Origin of the sequence: Streptomyces sp. NPDC000075, from assembly GCF_040301925.1 — a bacterium.
GTDB classification, from domain to species: domain Bacteria; phylum Actinomycetota; class Actinomycetes; order Streptomycetales; family Streptomycetaceae; genus Streptomyces; species Streptomyces polychromogenes.
The window spans coordinates 100,725-117,008 of sequence record NZ_JBEPFL010000030.1; the positions used below are offsets into that span (position 1 = coordinate 100,725).

Annotated in this window: 15 protein-coding genes and 4 pseudogenes; 9 read left to right on the forward strand and 10 right to left on the reverse strand. The window is 71.1% G+C overall.

Features of this window, described 5'->3' with window-relative positions; genetic code table 11:
* Window positions 1–100: 100 nt before the first annotated feature.
* Window positions 101–622 (reverse strand): DUF6009 family protein, encoded by a 522-nt coding sequence (locus ABT403_RS29090; RefSeq protein WP_344155205.1) that lies wholly within the window; start codon window positions 620–622, stop codon window positions 101–103.
* Here ABT403_RS29090 and ABT403_RS29095 point away from each other — a divergent pair.
* A complete protein-coding gene (locus tag ABT403_RS29095; protein ID WP_344155214.1) occupies window positions 510–812 on the forward strand; it encodes a hypothetical protein in 303 nt (100 codons plus the stop codon). The two genes, ABT403_RS29090 and ABT403_RS29095, sit on opposite strands and share 113 nt — an antisense overlap.
* Before the next feature lie 19 nt (window positions 813–831).
* On the opposite strand, the gene ABT403_RS29100 is transcribed toward ABT403_RS29095, so the two are convergent.
* The 3 genes from ABT403_RS29100 to ABT403_RS29110 form a co-directional block, all read right to left on the reverse strand.
* Window positions 832–1,059, reverse strand: coding sequence for a hypothetical protein (locus ABT403_RS29100; RefSeq protein WP_344155153.1), 228 nt, complete (start codon window positions 1,057–1,059; stop codon window positions 832–834).
* 64 nt (window positions 1,060–1,123) lie between these two features.
* A complete protein-coding gene (locus ABT403_RS29105; RefSeq protein ID WP_344155156.1) occupies window positions 1,124–2,212 on the reverse strand; it encodes a hypothetical protein in 1,089 nt (362 codons plus the stop codon).
* Complete coding sequence (locus tag ABT403_RS29110; RefSeq protein WP_344155159.1) at window positions 2,209–2,844, reverse strand: hypothetical protein; 636 nt, start codon at window positions 2,842–2,844, stop codon at window positions 2,209–2,211. Before ABT403_RS29110 ends, ABT403_RS29105 begins: the two co-directional genes overlap by 4 nt.
* Window positions 2,845–3,396: 552 nt before the next feature.
* On the opposite strand from ABT403_RS29110, the gene ABT403_RS29115 reads away from it, so the two are divergent.
* From ABT403_RS29115 to ABT403_RS29130, 4 genes are all read left to right on the forward strand, one after another.
* A complete protein-coding gene (locus ABT403_RS29115) occupies window positions 3,397–4,155 on the forward strand; it encodes a polymorphic toxin-type HINT domain-containing protein (RefSeq protein ID WP_344155162.1) in 759 nt (252 codons plus the stop codon).
* Between the two features lie 142 nt (window positions 4,156–4,297).
* Window positions 4,298–5,608 carry a hypothetical protein gene (locus tag ABT403_RS29120; RefSeq protein ID WP_344155164.1) on the forward strand — a complete coding sequence of 437 codons (1,311 nt, stop codon included), beginning with the start codon at window positions 4,298–4,300 and terminating at the stop codon, window positions 5,606–5,608.
* 144 nt (window positions 5,609–5,752) lie between these two features.
* Window positions 5,753–5,980 (forward strand): hypothetical protein, encoded by a 228-nt coding sequence (locus tag ABT403_RS29125; RefSeq protein ID WP_344155167.1) that lies wholly within the window; start codon window positions 5,753–5,755, stop codon window positions 5,978–5,980.
* 954 nt (window positions 5,981–6,934) lie between these two features.
* Window positions 6,935–7,549: a DUF4328 domain-containing protein gene (locus tag ABT403_RS29130; protein WP_344155170.1), complete on the forward strand. Its 615-nt coding sequence runs from the start codon at window positions 6,935–6,937 to the stop codon at window positions 7,547–7,549.
* A gap of 464 nt (window positions 7,550–8,013) precedes the next feature.
* Here the strand turns inward: ABT403_RS29130 and ABT403_RS29135 are convergent, their stop codons facing one another.
* A complete protein-coding gene (locus tag ABT403_RS29135; protein ID WP_344155173.1) occupies window positions 8,014–8,619 on the reverse strand; it encodes a CGNR zinc finger domain-containing protein in 606 nt (201 codons plus the stop codon).
* A gap of 84 nt (window positions 8,620–8,703) precedes the next feature.
* On the opposite strand from ABT403_RS29135, the gene ABT403_RS29140 reads away from it, so the two are divergent.
* Window positions 8,704–9,495, forward strand: a complete 792-nt coding sequence (locus tag ABT403_RS29140) for an MBL fold metallo-hydrolase (protein ID WP_344155176.1) — start codon at window positions 8,704–8,706, stop codon at window positions 9,493–9,495.
* A gap of 361 nt (window positions 9,496–9,856) precedes the next feature.
* Here the strand turns inward: ABT403_RS29140 and ABT403_RS29145 are convergent.
* A pseudogene (locus ABT403_RS29145) lies at window positions 9,857–10,003 on the reverse strand (transposase); the annotation flags it as partial.
* A 61-nt stretch (window positions 10,004–10,064) separates the two neighbouring features.
* Window positions 10,065–10,398: pseudogene (locus ABT403_RS29150) on the reverse strand (transposase); the annotation flags it as partial.
* Between the two features lie 102 nt (window positions 10,399–10,500).
* On the opposite strand from ABT403_RS29150, the gene ABT403_RS29155 reads away from it, so the two are divergent.
* Complete coding sequence (locus ABT403_RS29155; protein ID WP_344155179.1) at window positions 10,501–10,704, forward strand: hypothetical protein; 204 nt, start codon at window positions 10,501–10,503, stop codon at window positions 10,702–10,704.
* Here ABT403_RS29155 and ABT403_RS29160 read toward each other — a convergent pair.
* The gene (locus tag ABT403_RS29160) at window positions 10,684–11,268 is read right to left on the reverse strand and encodes a TetR/AcrR family transcriptional regulator (protein ID WP_344155182.1); all 585 of its coding nucleotides are present in this window, start codon (window positions 11,266–11,268) and stop codon (window positions 10,684–10,686) included. The two genes, ABT403_RS29155 and ABT403_RS29160, sit on opposite strands and share 21 nt — an antisense overlap.
* Window positions 11,265–12,383 carry a saccharopine dehydrogenase family protein gene (locus tag ABT403_RS29165; RefSeq protein WP_344155185.1) on the reverse strand — a complete coding sequence of 373 codons (1,119 nt, stop codon included), beginning with the start codon at window positions 12,381–12,383 and terminating at the stop codon, window positions 11,265–11,267. The genes ABT403_RS29160 and ABT403_RS29165 overlap by 4 nt, the downstream gene beginning before the upstream one ends.
* A gap of 39 nt (window positions 12,384–12,422) precedes the next feature.
* Between ABT403_RS29165 and ABT403_RS29170 the strand changes: the two are divergent.
* Window positions 12,423–13,373, forward strand: a pseudogene (locus ABT403_RS29170) (helix-turn-helix domain-containing protein); the annotation flags it as partial.
* Window positions 13,374–14,617: 1,244 nt separating this feature from the next.
* Here ABT403_RS29170 and ABT403_RS29180 read toward each other — a convergent pair.
* Window positions 14,618–15,046, reverse strand: coding sequence for an ester cyclase (locus tag ABT403_RS29180; RefSeq protein WP_344155188.1), 429 nt, complete (start codon window positions 15,044–15,046; stop codon window positions 14,618–14,620).
* Window positions 15,047–15,388: 342 nt separating this feature from the next.
* Here ABT403_RS29180 and ABT403_RS29185 point away from each other — a divergent pair.
* Window positions 15,389–16,284: pseudogene (locus ABT403_RS29185) on the forward strand (hypothetical protein); the annotation flags it as partial.

Genomic DNA, 16,284 nt, shown 5'->3' on the forward strand with positions numbered 1-16,284 from the left:
TCCGCCGACCAAGAAGCCAGCCGGGCCCGGGGGCTTCAGTCACTGGCGTGTTTGTGCAGGTCAGAACACTTTCCTCTGCCGGAAAAGGGACTGAAGTGACTCAGATCCGCGGTCCTGCGCGAGAAACATGTCGTCGCGCTGGCCAGGCGTCGGTGGTCTGAGCGGGGCGCTCCGAGCGTTCTGTCTTCCTGCCTTTGCTGCCGGCCTCCAGGGTGGCGGGGTCGACTGCTTCGGCGGGGGCGCCGCTGGCGTAGAGGCCGTCGGGGAGGCTGTCGCGGTCGCGGGGCAGGAGCCAGAAGACGCCGGACGGGCCGCATGAGTACCCCGCCCCTGCCGCCGGCCCTGATGGACCGCGTACTTCAGCAGCTGTCCGGCATCCGGCCGTGACCCGCCGTCCCTGAGGCAAGAGGGCGCCCTTCGAACCGGGCCTCGTCCCACCTCCCGGCGCTCTCCCCGACTGGCGCGACAGCCAGCACTTCGATGCCTGGCAGGACCCGCCCCTGCGCGCTGTGCGACAAGCCCACGCCGGGGAGCCCGTACACAAGGCGTGCGCCGAGGGCCGGATCGCCGCGAACCCCGTCAAGGCCCGCTTCGGCCGGTTCGCCTCCGATACCCAGTCCAAGAGCGGCCGGCGCGACACCCACGTCTGCCCCCTCCCACCGGAGGCCCCCATGCGCAACACCGATCACGACGTCGACCACGCCCCCGGCTACCCCAAGCCGCCCGCCTCCCCGCTGTGGCACCGCCACGGCCGCGTGCAGGACCGGCCCGGCCCCTCACCGAGGCTGAGAAGAAGCGCAACCTCGAGCTGACCCCGGATCACCCAGGAGCTCAGGAGCTGCTGACCGGCATACAGCCCGGCGGCCTGCTCTGCGCGACCGGCGCCCTGGTCCAGCCGCCGGAGCCCGGCGCGCCCGTCCGGCTCAGCGTCGACGCCCTGGAGGTCCTGGGGGCGCCGCGCTCATCCCGGTTCTGCGCGACATGGCGCTCGACCGGTACGGCGACTACCGCGTCGTCTTCGAAGCCGACCGCGACCAGGTCCCCGTCTTCACCGCGCACGGGACATGGGTCGGCCTGGCGGGCAACCCCGACGCGCCGGCGGCGGCGGTGTCTTCGGGGCGTTTCACCGTTCGACCCCTGGAGACTTGGAGGAGGCCTCGAGCACGGGGTTGATCACGCCGTGCGTACTGGCCACGGCGGCTGCGGGGCGGGGCGGGACAGCGACGGTGCGGGGGATGGCCGCCCCGTGGATGAAGGACTGGCCGAGCCTGGGTGCCGCGGGTTCGGGCTTCGGCGGCGCGGGTTCGTCCAGTTCCGACGCCGCGACCTCGGGGGCTTGGGGGCCCGTCTGCTCGTTCCCGGCCGTGCGGGCGGTCAGTTCCTCGTAGCCCTTGGCCGCTCCCAGCCTCGTGACCGCAGCGCCGTGCTGCTCCTTCAAGCGTTCGGGGACGTCGACGGCGGCGAGCTTGGCGGCGAACTGCTCGGGGGTCGTGTCCTTCGCGTCGTAGTCCTCCATCCGCATCTGACACCGGACCGCCTCGTCCGACATCAGCTCGTCGATCTCCACGGGAAGATGCTGGTGGCGGGGGAACGGGAGGGGGAACCTGACTCCTTCCTTCCCGACGTTGCGGTGGCCGAGAAGCTGCGGCATCTCCGTCTCACCGAGGACCGAACCGGCACCGATCTCGGCGGCGAAGGCCACGACCGGCCCCTGGGACTCCACGGCATAGCGGAACGACGCGGCCTTCCAGACCTCCGGAGCGAGGTCCCTCACGTCCTGCACGGGCAGACCGAGGTCCTCGGCCAGTGCCCTCTGCACTTCGGGTTGCCACAAGTGGTAGGAGTCCAGCGTCCGGCCCGCTTCGGTGTCCTCCAGCACTTGGTACCCGCGGCTCTCGCCGCAGGCCTGCGCAAGGAACCGGTGTCCCACATCCCGCGGGGCGCCCTCCGGCTGGGACCTGAACGACCAGAAGGCGCGGGTGTCGCCACGGCCCTCGATGGTGACCGACCGAGTGTCGGCGACCTCCCTGATGAACGAGATCAAGGGAGGCCGGTTCTCCGCCTCGGGGTATGCCGCTACCCAGTCCCCCCATATGCGGGCCGTGACCGCCTCCACCTGGTCCGGGGTCCGCGGCTTCGACGCCTCGTAGGCGGCCTCGAGCGCGATGGCACGCGCGAGTTCGTCCCGAGTGGGGTACGACGCGTCCGTCATCGGCCGGAGCCCTGGAACTCTTCGGGCGCGTATACGTCAAGGACGATCGCCGATGCACCGGCCATGTCGGTGGTCCAGGTCGGGAAGGCCACCGATTGGCTCAACACGATGAACGGCGTTCCCGGAACGTCTCCGCCCGGTGCCCAGTACGCGAACCGGTAGGGCCGGCGGGACCGCATGCGTGCCTCACGGCTGTGCCAGTACGAGGGGTGGGGGGGTTCTGGGAAGTCCGGGGCGTCCCAGGGGCCGGTCCACGTCGGCGCCCCAAGGACGCCCACGGCTGCCTCCAGGTGCGCCGGCCAGACTGCGGCGGCGGTCGTGAGGACCTCGTTGTTCTCGGCGGCGGAGCCGGCCTTCACTTGCCACGGGTAGTGCGTCAGGCTCACGAGCGGGCTCCACTCGCCGCCGATGCGGTCGTAGAACGTCCATCGCCCGCCGCTGCGCGTTTCCACGAGCAGCTGCCGGTCGAACGTCTGCGGCTGCCAGCCGTACCGTCCGCACCACTCGTTGAACGCCCCCGACCCGCCCTGGGGCGGGCCCGACCAGACCGACGGCCAGTCGTCGACCGCCTTGAGGCCGGCCAGTTCGGCGGCGAGGCCCTGGGGCGTTCGGCCGGTCGTCTCCGTCAGCATGTGGGGGTTTCCCTTCGTCCGTGGCGGGTTTGACCGTATCCCATCAGGAAAGCAGGATCCCTGACAGGAACACCGTGACCACGATGGTGCCCAGGATGAACCGGACCTTCGGGTTCGCGCACTCCCACAGCTCGCGGACCGGGGCCCACCCCCGTCAGGGCGCGCCGCACGGCCGTTGTGGATCCCCGCGTCTGGGATCGAGGTCTTCCAGGGCAAGCTCTGTGGACGGAGTCCAGGTCAGGCTGCAGGCGGGGAAAAGGCGGTCGCAACTTGTGAGCTGTAGGGGGTGAACTCCTCAAGGCTCCAGGTGCTTGACCATGGTCAGCCGCGCGATGCTCGGAGGCAGGGTGACGACCTGCCGTCGGTCCTCGGGGCTGAGCTCCACGAGAGGGCGGAATCCCTCGCGCCCGTCGGCCTCGGCTTCGTCACTCAGCTCCAGCAGACCAAGCCGGACCGGCGCGGACGTGTCCTGGCGCTCGGTGTGAAATCCGACCCGGGCTCGGGGATGGGGCCTGGACTGGTCAAACCACGCGCAATTCCGGTCACCGTGGTGTGCCATCACCGGCCCGGCAAGGTGACGGCACCAGCAGCGTCGTCACCCCCCTGCGGGTGGGTGACGCGGTACTGGCCAACGATCCGGCCACCGGGATCGTCCGCTCCGAGCCGGTCACCGATACCTTCCGGCACACGGCCGACCGGCTGGTCAGCATCAGCCTGGCCGATGGCAGCAGGCTGGACACCACCCCGGGCCACAAGGTTCACGCCGTCAAGCGCGGCTGGGTCCTGGCCTCGGAACTGCGTCCGGGAGACCGGCTGCTCCGCCCCGGCGGAACGCAGGTCACGGTGGCAAGGGTGCGCAGTGAGACCGACGCGGCGTTCCAGCAGGTCTACGACCTCACGGTCGACGGCCCGAACACCTTCTACGTCCGCGCCGAAGGCTCACAGGCACCGGACGTGCTCGTGCACAACTGCGTCAACCTCAGCGACGAGCTCTTGCCGAGTCTCCGGAAGTACAGGGACTCGGGCGCGATGCGCAGTCTCACGGAACACGTACTCCCGGATCCGGCCGAAGCGTTCAGGACCGCCCGGCGCAAGGGTGTGCCGAATACGGTGTGGACCAGCCAGGAGATCGCCCAACAGGCCATCGATCGCGTTCTCGAGGACCACTTCACGACCGTCAAGAGCGGCCAGCGGGTCTTCGACAAGGCGGCATTGGAACGCGTTCAAACAGAAGGTTGCCAGAGCGCAGGACGGCGAAGTGGCCCTGGAAACATCAGCGGCCGCGGCGCTGGACGGCCTACCAGTCCCTAGGGAAGACCTACCGCCCTGACGGCGTGACGATCACCAACGCCGGAACGAAGTCAGGCTGAAACTGATGAAGGTGCAGAATCACAACGGCCAGGGACGAGGTGGGTTCGCCATCATGACCGCATTTCCCCCCGGGGGTGGGACCGTGATCCGGGAACGTGGCGCGTACTACGAGCTCTACGGCTCGGATTTCGGACTGACAGCCCTGACCGAACGCCTCGCCCTCACCGGCTCCAGGACAGATCTGGATATTGCCCTCTGCGCCGCAGAGATCGCCGACTGCTTCGAGGGTGAGGGAGCCGTCGAGCTGGGTGAGGACGCCCGCCGGTTGCTGGCGTCCGACCTACCGGAACACGTCCTCTCCACGGTGTGGCTGTCCGCCACTGGGCACGCCTTCGACCCGCGCGGCCACGGCATGAGCTGTCGTGCCTGGCTGGAGCAGGTCTCGGACGTGTCCACGGCACGGCTTCGCCAGGAGAAGCGCTCCTACGTCCCGTCGCCCGTGCGGCCGGTGCGGGACGCGGTACTGTGCCGCGCCGTCGTGGTGGAACTCCGGGCCATGGCACCAGGCCTGACCGGTGCCACGGCACTGCCGGACCTGGTCGACGCCCTGGAACAGGTGGTGACCGGCGCGGATGGCGACCTCGGCATGCGGCTGTTCCTCCGCGCGCTCAAGGCCCGCGCGGTGCCCGTCCCGTACGAGGGGTACCTCCGCCTTCAGGAACTGGGCTGGCGATTCGGCTTCCCCGCAGCCGTCGTCCATGACGGTCTCACTATCCTCTGGCCGGCGGTCAGCACCAGCCGGTGCCGGCTCCATGGTGACTTCGGGCTCTCCCGGCTCGCCGGACTGTTCACCGCCGGCTGGCACCACCGCACCCCCGGCCAGGCCGTCGAACACGCGCTGGTGGGCGACGGGTACGAGCGCCCGCCAGGCTCCGAAGCCGCTGTCCTCCTCGAGGACACCCGCCGGCTACTCGACTCCGGCTTGCCGGACGACGCGATCACCCTCGTGTGGCTGGCCGCGACGGAGCGGGGCTACAACATCGACCTGCTCGGTATCGCAGGTCGGGAGTGGCTGCGGCAGATCGCTGATCGGTGCGAGGAGAACCTGTCCGCGGTGGCACCCGTCTACGCCCCGGCGAACACGGCCCCGGCCGGTGACGGCGGTGCCGAGGTCCTGCGCGAAATCCGCGAACTGGCTCCGCTTGCCGCAGGCACGGTGATCAGCCCCGCGTTCCACCCCCTGGAGAGCTCCACGGTGATGGAGGCACTGGAGCAGGTCGTCGTCCGGGCCGATCCCGACCTCGGGTTCCGCTTGTTCCTGCCCATCGTGGCGATCCTGCGACTCCCTCTCACCGAGGAGCAGTACACCCGATACGAAAGCCTCGCCAGCCGCTTCCACTACGGTGAGCAACACCTCCTCTTCACGGTCCACCACCTGGTGCGGCACACCTGACCCACCTGCACGAACCAGCACCCACAGCGAGCGGACACATGCGGATTCGTTCTACGGCGCGGACCGAAGGCGCTGCTGCGCGGCGAGCTGCTGCGGGCCGAGCGCTGGTTCGGCACGGCGAGCGAGGCCGGGCATCCCGGTGCCATGTTCCTGCTCGCGGCCCTTACCGGGCGGGCGGACGGCGACCGGCGAGAGGACGTGCGGTTCCTCGTCGTGGAAGCCGCCCGCACGGGCACACCGCCGCCGTCCTCCACCGAACGGGTCCCGCCCGTGGAGGACCCGCAGTTCTTCGCGGAGATCCCCGGCGGCCGCCGCCGCGGCGACGCCCACGGCCGAGGCGGGCTCGGGCGCTGCCACCGACTCCGGTGGTGAAAGCCGCCCGGGTGAAGCGACTGAAGGCTCGTACGGGAGCAACGACGACTCGGCCGCGCTGGAGCGGCGGGCCGACAACGTGCTGCGTGTCTAGGGCATAGCTGGCCTGCCTCCACGCCTCCCTGTTCAATGGCGGCGACACCACCGGCCCGAACGGATGGACCCACATCGGCGACATCATCGCCGGCAACTGACCAACTGACCGCGCACTCGGTGCGCCAACGGCATGCGCAGTGGCTGAGGCCGGGTTCCGGCACCCCCGGCCTCAGCAACCGCGTCTGCGGGACCTCCACGGCATGCGGTCGGGAACACGGATTCAGCCTCTGGACGCCCCTGCGCCCCGTCCGGTACCGGCCGCCGGCTCACAGGTGTCCCCTCCCCGTTCGACAGGCAGGCCCGGGCAGCCCGCGAGCGGCGGCGCCTGGGCGTTCGTCGCACACGCAGGGTGTGCAGCCGTTCGGGGCCGCCCTTATGGCTTCCGTTTCGCCGGGCCGACTCGATGAGCGATCACAGCTCATCCGACGCAGGCCACAGCCGTGACGGAGGTCGCCTACAGCCCGGCCGGGCAAGCACCTGAACCGGCAGTCGCTTCGCTTGGTCAACGGCTTCTGCCGGACTTCTAGGCCCGGCCGATCGGCCCACCCTTCTGCACACGTCCTGGCCAGCAGAAACCGTCTGGACTCCGGCTATCGGGGGACGTACCTTCTCAGAGGCCTCCGCCCACCCGGCGGAGGCCTTCCGCATGTCATCCGTTCCCGTGGGGGGTCCGTCTTCATGTCCTTCAGTACGCCCGGCTCACAGCCGCCTCCGCAGCCGTTGCCGCAGACGGGCCCCACTCCTTATCAGGTCCCCCAGCAGGGCCATCCCTACCCGTACGGGCCTGCCAGTGTGGCTCCGCCGGCATTTCATGGTGTGCTGCGCTCCCCGAGGGGCCTCGCAACGGCCCTGACCTGGTTGCTCGGCGCAGCGGCCGCGGCGCACCTCTTCTCCGCCGGCGCCGGCGCCTATGAGCAATCGTGGTTGCAGGGCTTCCCCGGGAGCACCCGCTTCGACGACCTCGAACTCAGTCTGTCTCCCGCGCTCACCATGCTTGCCGGAGTACTGCAGTTCCTCACGGTCCTGCCCACGGTCGTCGTCTTCATCATCTGGTTCCACCGCGTGCGCAGCAACGGCGGCGCCTTCCGCCCCGACGTCTTCACCCTGGGCCGCGGCTGGGCCATAGGTGCCTGGTTCGTCCCCGTGGCGAATCTGTTCCTGCCCCACCGGATCGCGCGGCAGACCTGGCGGGCCAGCACCCAGCTCGGCCCCGACGGTGCCGACCGCACGGCGCCCGCCAGCCTGCTGACGTCCTGGTGGGTGGTCTGGGTCCTGGCCGCGATCACGGGCCGCGTCTTCAGCAAGATCTACATGGCGGCCGAGACCGTGGACGCACTGCTCTCGGCGGGACTGCTCGGGATCGCCGCCGACCTGGTCACCGTGATCGCCGCAATACTCGCCGTCCTCTTCGTCCGCAGGCTGACGGCGATGCAGAACACGATGGCGACCGAGGGCCCGTACGCCCGGGTGTGACGGGGCCGCCGCCGAGCTGCCGAAACCCTCGATCGACGGCCAAAGTTCCGCCCGATGAGGCGTCTCAATCAGGCCCGCACACGACCTGCACCGACACCGTGCCGGGACCCAGGGGCGGCGTGGCGCCGCCTATGCGGGCCGCGAGCAGGGGTCAGGCGCGCCGTCTCCGCGCGGGCGTCGCGCACGGCCTGCCAGGAGCTGCGGCGGTCGGCGGTCTTGGGAGCACGCAGGAACACCGCGTGGCGGTACCACGGCCGTCCACACGTAAGCGCTACCACGGCGACGGGTACCACCACACAAAGCGGCACGGACCAGGGGGCCAGTTCGGCGAGGTACTGGTTGGCCAGACCCCAAAAGGAGATCCGCTGGGCGGCAGTCCCAGGAGGACTCTGCGGTGTGTGCGGTACGTCGAGGCGCCGGCCGGCAACACCGTCCGGAGCGCGGGTTCGTCGTTTCGGGTCCCGTCAGTCCGTCGTCACCTGGGTCCGGGTGCGCCGGGCGTACGCGCGGGCGGCCCGGGCGCGGTCGCCGCAGCGGGTGGAGCACCAGTGGCGGCGGCCGTTGCGCAGCAGGTAGCGGTTGCAGGGGCTCGACCCGCAGCCGGTGAGGCGGTCGGCGTCGGGGCCGGTGAGGAGATCGGCCGCGTCGGCGGCGAGGGACGCCAGGGCGCGGTCGAGGATCTCGTTGGTCGGGCACGGCGCCACTCGGTAGGGGCCGTTCTTCTCGTCCCAGTACAGCAGGGCCGCCGTGGGGGCCTTGCTCATCGCCGCGTTGACGGCGGACAGCGCCGCGGGCGGGGCGGGCACCCCGTCGACACGGGCGGCGAACAGCGCCCGGAGGTGCTCCCGCATCGAGCGCAGCCGCGTCGCGCACATGTCCCGGACCCCGGCGTCGGCCGGCGCGAGGCCGTGTGCGGTGAGCCACCGGTTCGCGCTCTCGGGCGTGCCGAGGTAATCGATGAACTGCCCCCCGGGCAGCGCGATGGCGCTGTTGACGAAGTCGAGGGCGAGGTGGTCCTGCGCCCCCGGCGCGGGCGGTGGCGCGGATTCGGCGGCCGGGATCTCACTCATGATTCTCATGGTACCCATTGCGTCCATCCGTGAGAGACCTCTACGATCATCACGGATGGCCCACAACTTATCCGTGAGGTACTGATGGTTGACACCAGCACGCCCGTCGAGCAGATCCCCGTCCGCGTGTTCGGCGGCCCCACCGCCCTCTTCGAATACGGCGGCCTGCGGTTCCTGACCGATCCCACCTTCGACGCGCCGCGCGAGTACCCCATGCCGAGCGGCCGGCGACTGACCAAGACGGCCGCCGCCTCCGCCGCGCCGACCGACCTCGGCCGCATAGACGTGGTCCTGCTCTCCCACGACGAACACCCCGACAACCTCGACGAGTCCGGCCGGGCCCTGCTCGCCGACGTGCCCCTGACCCTGACCACACCCGGGGGCGGGAAGCGCCTCGGGGCGGGTGCCAAGGGGCTCGCCGACTGGGAGTCGGTCGACCTCGACCGTCCCGACGGCGGCAGAATCACGGTCACCGGCGTGCCCGCCCTGCACGGGCCGGGCACGCGCGAGGAGGTCGAGCCGTTCACCGGTCAGGTCGTCGGTTTCGTCCTCACCGGGCAGGGTCTGCCGACGGTCTACGTCAGCGGCGACAACGCCTCCGTCGACCTGGTCAAGGAGATCGCCGGACGGTTCGGCCCGGTGGACACCGCCATCCTGTTCGCGGGGGCTCCGCGCTTCCCCCAACTCTTCGACGGCGGGCTGCTCGTCCTCGACAGCGCGCAGGCGGCGGATGCCGCCCGGATCCTCGACGCGCGCCGGGTGGTTCCCGTCCACTACGACAGCTGGGGGCACTTCACCGAGGGGCGTGACGAACTGATCGCCGCGTTCACGGCGGCCGGGCTGCTCGGCCGGCTGGACCTGGGCAACCGGGGCTGACCGGGGCGCCCGGCGCGACCGAGGGGACGGGGCGCGACCAGGGCGACCGGGGTGACCGTGCCGCGCGTCGGTCACGGTCCACGCCGGCGAGGACGTCGGCGATCGGGCGGGTGGCGTCGTCGCGGTCGCCGGGCGTCGCACGGCGCCGTCCGAGGCGCCCCCCCCGGACGGGAGCCCGACGCGGCTGCGCCGGTGACGAGAGGGGAAGCCGTCCGACCGTCGTGGCTCACACACCCACACGGCCCGTGCGCGGGACGTGGGGATCACCGACCGCTTCCGTTCCTACTCCATGCGCGCCGTATGCCTGTGGCACTCACCCGCGCAACCGGTCTGCCCGACCCCCAGGTTCTGTCGTCAAATGTCACGCCCACATCAGGAGTGACGCGAGGGTGACGGCTGCTTCGTAGGACTCGGCGGTTTTGTCGTACCGGGTGGCAATCCCACGCCTCTGCTTCAGACGGTTGAAGCACCGTTCCACGACGTTGCGGTGCTTGTATGCCTCGCGGTCGAAGGCCGGCGGGCGGCCTCCGCGGCTGCCGCGCCAGCCCGGTTGCGGACCTGGTCGGCCCGTTCGGGGATCGTATGGACGATGCCCCGACGGCGAAGCAGGTTCGGATCGCTTTGGAGCCGTAGCCCTTGTCGCCCAGGACGTGATCGGGCCGGACACGGGGACGACCGGGTCCGAGCCGGGGCACCCGGATCGCTTCCATCACGGCGGTGAACCGGGTGCAGTCGTTGGTGTCGCCTCCCGTGAGGACGAAGCCGAGCGGACGGCCCCGGCCGTCACAAGCCAGGTGGATTTCGCTGGTCAGACCGCCTCTGGACCACCGAGGGCCGGGTCGCAGAGCCCCCTTTCCGTGCCCCGGCCGCATGCTGGTGAGCACGGACAACCGTGGAATCGACCGACACCAGCCACTGGACGTCGCCCGCCGCGTCCGCCTTCGCCTGAGCGGCCCGCAGCATCCGGTCGAACGTCCCGTCTACCGCCCACCTGCGGAAACGTGTGTGCAGCGTGGCCCACGGCCCGTAGCGCCCCGCGAGACGGTGCCCGTGGGCGGCGTGTACTCCCCCGTCAACGCCGACGGCAAGGAGATGAAGTCGGGCGAGGCGTGGACCACCGACCTCGTCGTCGGCAAGGCCAAGGAGGGGCGGACCGGGGCCGGGGCCGGAGCGCGGCCGGCCGCCGGGTCATTCGAGGAGCTCCCGTAGGACGCGGCGCAGCCGGGCCTCGGCTGCCGGGCTCGGGGTGCCGGCGATGCCGGAGCGGAACAGGGCCGAGCCCTCCATCACCATGACGAAGACCTCCGCGCGGGAGCGGGCGGTGGCGGCGGGCAGGCCCGGCAGGCGGCGCCCGATGAAGTCGGCCACGTGGTCCGCGTACCTGCCGTAGAAGGCGCGGACGGCGCGGGCGGCGGCCTCGTCGTGCGCGGCCATGGCCCAGACCTCGGTGAACAGTCGTACCAGGGACAGGTCTTCGTGTTCACCGAGGAGGGCGTCCAGGGCGGGTCCGAGTCCTCCTGCTTCGCCGGCGCCGTTCTCGGCCAGGACCGCGACGCGCTCCAGGGAGGCGGCGAGGATCCGGTCGAGGAGGGCCGCCACGAGATCGGAGCGGGCCGGGAAGTAGTACTGGAGGTGTCCGAGGCGCACCCCGGCCGTCTCGGCGACCGCGCGCATGGTGAGTTCGGCTCCGCCGGCCGAGCCGAGGATCCGCTCGGCGGCGTCGAGCAGTGCCGAACGGCGCAGTTCCCCCTTGGGGGTGGGTCCGGGGCTCATGCGGCGGCCGGGGTCCCGGCCCGGTGGAGGCCGTCGGGGAGGGCGGCGGAGGGCCCGTCGGTGAGTTCGACGCGGACTCCGCGGGCGGCCAGGAGCGCGACGGCCGCCCCGGGGTCGGGGTGCTGTTCGGGGAAGACCACGCCCTCGGGGGCGGGTGCCCCGTCGGTGCCGAGGACCCGGTGCAGTCCGAGGAGCGCGCCGGCCGCCGTCAGGTGGCTCTGGCCGTGCGGGTCGGCGACGGTCGCGGACCGGCTCCGGCCGCTGTGTTCCACGTCGATCCGTACCAGGGCGGTTCCGCCGTCGCCCGGGGAGTGCAGCAGGGCCCGGCGGGCGGGGGCCCAGCGTTCGCCGCCGGCCCAGCGGAAGAAGCCTGTGCCGCGCAGGGCGAACAGGGCCCGGGTGGCGGCGGCGGAGCTGAAGCCGATCCGGGTGGCGACGGTGGTGGCGGCGAGGGTCAGGGGCAGGGTGAACTGCTCGGGGGTGTCGATGCGCGCGACCCTGACCGGGGCCCCGTCGAAACGGACCGTCCGGGCGTCGGTGAGCGGGGTGGCGAGGCGGCGCCGGCCGCCGTCGACCACCTCGAAGCCGATGCCGAGCCGGTCCATGAACTCCACGGAGTCAGCTCCGGCCCGGTCGGCGGTGTCCCACCGGACGGCGATCTCAACCCGCTCGGCTCCGCCCAGTTCCGCGGCGAGCCGCGCGGCGACCAGGCTGCTGACCCCGCCCATCCACGCCGAGGACAGCAGCACGGGGGCGGTCGGGCGGAGCAGGGCGGTCACGGTGACGGCCCGCTGGAGCCGGGCCGTCCAGCGGGTGATGTCGACGTAGGGGATCCCGGCGGTGACGGCGGCTCTCAGGACCCGGTCGTCGGGGTCGTTGACCGAGCCGACCACGGCGCGCACGGCGGCGCGGAAGGGGGCGGGGTCCGCGAGGTCCCAGGCGCGCGCCTCCCCGCCGAGCCCTTCGGCGAGCGCGCGGCCCCGCTCGGGGGAACGGCCGGTCAGCAGGACGGGGAAGTCGGCGGCGGCCATGCGGGCGATCTCGGCGCCGACGGTTCCGTAGCCGCCGGTGATCAGGACGGGCCCGGACGGGTCGTAAAGCAGTTCATCGCTCATGCGCCACACTATAGGTCAGTAGACCTAAAAATTGCGTAGACCGTGAACTCGGTGTGGTTTCGGCGGGCGATGATGGTGCTGGCCTCGGCCGGCGGGAGCACGGTCCCGGTGATCGCGCGGTTGGTCCAGGCAGATGAGGACACCGTCCGTGATGTGATCCAGCGCTTCAACGAGATCGGGCTTGCATGCCTGGACCCTCGATGGGCGGGAGGCCGTCCCCGCCCGCTGAATCGTGACGACGAGGACTTCGTCATCCAGACGGCCACCACCCGCCCAACCCTGCCGGGCAAGCCCTTCACCCGCTGGTCGGTCCGAAAACTCGCCGACCACCTGTGGCGCAACATCTCCCGGCCAGTGCGGACCGGCCGGGAAGCCCTGCGCTGTCCGCTGGCCCGCCGGGGATCTCCTTCCAGCGCACGAAGACCTGGAAGGAGTCCCCAGAACGAGTTCGGCCCCCTCGGCATCCGTCCCGCCACCGGATCCCGCTGGGCCAAGCAGGACAAACCGAACTGGCTGCCGGCCGCCTTCCGCCGCACCCATGGGATCACCTACTTCCACGGCTGCTACTCGGTCGGCGACGACACACTGTGGGGTGTCAACCGCAGGAGCAAAGGCATCAACCACACCTGGGCAGCCCTGCGATCGATCCGGGCCACCCGCCCGGACGGCGGCCCCCTCTACGTGATCCTCGACAACCTTTCCGCCCACCTGAACTGGAGAATCCGCAGGTGGGCGACGAAGAACAAGGTCGAACTGTGCTTCACCCCGACCTACGCATCCTGGGCGAACCCCATCGAGGCCCACTTCGGGCCGCTGCGGCTGTTCACCCTGGCCAACTCGCAGCATCCGAACCACACGGTCCAGACCCGGGCCCTGCACGCCTACCTGCGCTGGCGAAACAAGAATGCCCGCCACCCTGACATCCTGGCCGCCCAGCGCAAGGAACGTGCCCGCATCCGCAGCGAGAAGGGCCTTCGCCGGGGAGGCCGACCCCACTCGTTGCCTGATCAAGCAGCCTGGTGCGCCGCCTGCTCGAGTCCACCGGCACGGAGGGCATCCTCGATCTCGCCGAGCTTCGTTGACGACAAGACTCCCACCCGCTCGGTCAGGTCTTCCGGCGCCAGCGTGACCAGCCAATTGCACGGGACAAGACCGGGACGTGGCAGCGCCACTCGAAGGACGCCCTCGAGAGGCAGCCCCTCTGGCGCCCCCACTGCCACCTCGACGGCCACACCGCTGATCTCAGTCCCCGCAGAAGTAGTAGCGACGACCTGCATCGCTCGGAACCCGGACGCTCCGTCTCCTGACAGCAGCACTACCGGCCGCTGCTCGTCAAAGTCCGCCAACCAGACCTCGCCGCGCTGCATGTGCCCTCCCGACGCAGGATCGCGGGGGAACCTTGCACACCCGGACCGAACACTTCATTGTCGGCCGTAATCCCACCAGTCCAGTGGTCGCAGCAGCCAGCGAACCCGGTGAACCTTCGCGGTCACAGCACTAGGGGCTACCACCGCACCTCCCCCGGCGTCGGACCCTCACCTCCGGCCCCGCCCACCCCGTGAGCCGACCTGGAATCCGGCATCGTCCGCCGCCAGGCAGGCCATGGAGAGCGGCGCAGGAGCCGTTAGGCTCACGTCCATGGATGCGTTCTTGCCGTTGCTGCTCTGGGTCGGCGGCCTTGGCGTGGTCCTGGGGTTCTTCACCTGGCTGGCATCGCGTGTCCGCCGCCGGGGGCTTGCGGGCAGCGCCATGAGTGCAGCCCTGGCTTCCTACGAGGAGGCCTTCCGCATCACCGCTCACGAAGCCCACGTCGAGGTCCAGGCTCAAGCGGATCGCAGAGCGCCGCTGCTGTCGCCTGATGATCACTGGCGACGGAGGTCTGGCGCCGCCGAAGAGGCGGGGACAGACGGTGGTAGGCCGTCGCAGCCGCGTCCTCGCCGGTCACGGCGCAGGCTCGGCCGCTGGGTCGACCGCCTGAGGGCTGGACGCTGAGCTCCGCCACCCGACCTGCCCCTCCCACCTGGGCCCCCGGTGTCCGCTGCCGGCGAGCGGGTCCGTCGAGGCCTGTGGATGCGGGCCTACGCTGGAGGTGTGGGCGTGCGGTGCCAGAGCAGCTGCGGCATCCCGCTCTCGCCGACGAGACGCGGCAGGACCAGGGGCAGCGGCGGGGGAGCCGCGACCGGCCTCCCGCCCCCCGGTGGAGTGATCGTCCCTACCCGTGGATCGAGTCGGGATCAGTGCTCGGTGACCGCCTGCTGTAGCTGCGCGGTGATTCCCTGCCGGTCGATCTGGATCCAGTACTCGACAATGAGTCCGTCCTCGACGCGATAGACCGCGCTGGTCATCGCCGTGACCTGCGCACCGGTCGGGGGGTGGCGGTCCACCAGTCCGACGTGCCGCCCGTTCTGGGTCCAGCGAGCGTAGACCCGATCCCCTTCGGCGATGAGCTCGTCCACGGTCAGAGTGAAAGGGCCGTATGCGTCGATCATCTCCTGTACGTGCTCGGTGTACTGCTGTGGCGTTCGCTCCACGACCACCGGCGCCTCCGAGACGACCTGGTGGGCCCGGACCCGGTCGGCCATGAAGTGACCGGCTCGGTCAGGGTGCAGCCCCGAACGCACCTGCAGGAGGAACTGGCGGACGGTGTCCTTGGCATTGGTCATTGGCGAAGTGTGCCATCACGCTCAGGCTGCGGAGGGTTCGAGGCGTGCGATGAGGTGACCGTTCTCGAATCGGGCCCGTGGGGATGAGGGCGACGAGGTGAGGTGCGGGGATCGCGCGTCGGCGTTCCCGGGCGGACTCGACGAGTGCGCGCCGTATTACGGTGTCCGGTTCCGTCTTCGGCGCCGTGCTGCCGGGCGGGCAGGCAGGCAGTCGGCACCTCGTACATTGCCGCGTCGACGGCCGACGAGGCTTACGGATTCGGGCTCACGACCCGGGAGATCGGCGCGCGGGGGGCGGTGCCCCACGTCCTGGCCTTCGCCGGGGCGCGCGTCGTGGCCCGAGTGGCGGCCCGCACCGGCTACCGTCGCGTCCTGCTGCTCGCCTTCACGCCGATGGCCGCCGGCAACGTAGGCCTGATCGCCAGCCACACCACGCTGCCGCTGTTCACCCTCGCTTCCGCCGTTTCCGGCTTCGGCACGGGCCTGAGACGGTCGCGACCGCCGACGGGGTCGCTGGCGGGTGCCGGTGGCCACGTCGGCCTGGTGGAGTACCGCTCGGTACCACGTGAGGATCCGCGTCAGGCAGGCTTGTCGCTCATCGTCGTCTTCTTCTTGCTGTGCGCATTCGGCGGCGAACTCGCCGAGGAGGTCGTGGAACCGGTAGACGTCGGGGGCGGGGTTCTGCAGCAGGTGGGCGTTGACGAGGATGTCGAGGAGGTCGAGGGTCTGCCCCATCGGCTGGCCGAGGAGGGCGGCGGTCGCCGCGCCGGAGACGGGATGGGGCCACAGGCCCAGGCGGCGGAAGGCCTCCGCCGCGGCGCGCTCGGCCGGCCGGGGGCTGCCGCTCAGGCTCTGGTAGCTCATCAGGAAGACCCCTCGGACGTCGAGGTGGTCGAGGGTGAGCGCGCCGAGCCGGTCGCCCGCGCGACGCAGGCGGTCCGCGGTGGCCGGGACCGTCCGTCCGCCGTGGGCCAGGCGCGCTCCGACGATCCTCAGGGCGAGGGGCAGTCCGGCGCACGCCGTCAGGATCTGTTCGGTGGCGGCGCGTTCTTCGGCGAGCCGCTCGGGACCGCAGATCGCGGCGAGCAACTGGTGCTGCTCCGCCTCCGCGAGGGGCGGGAGCGTGAGGTGGGCGGACGCGTTCAGTCCGGTGAGCCGGTGCCGGCTGGTCACCACGACCGCGCCGGGACCGCTGCCGATGAGGAGGGGCGCCACCTGCTGGGCGTCACGGGCGTTGT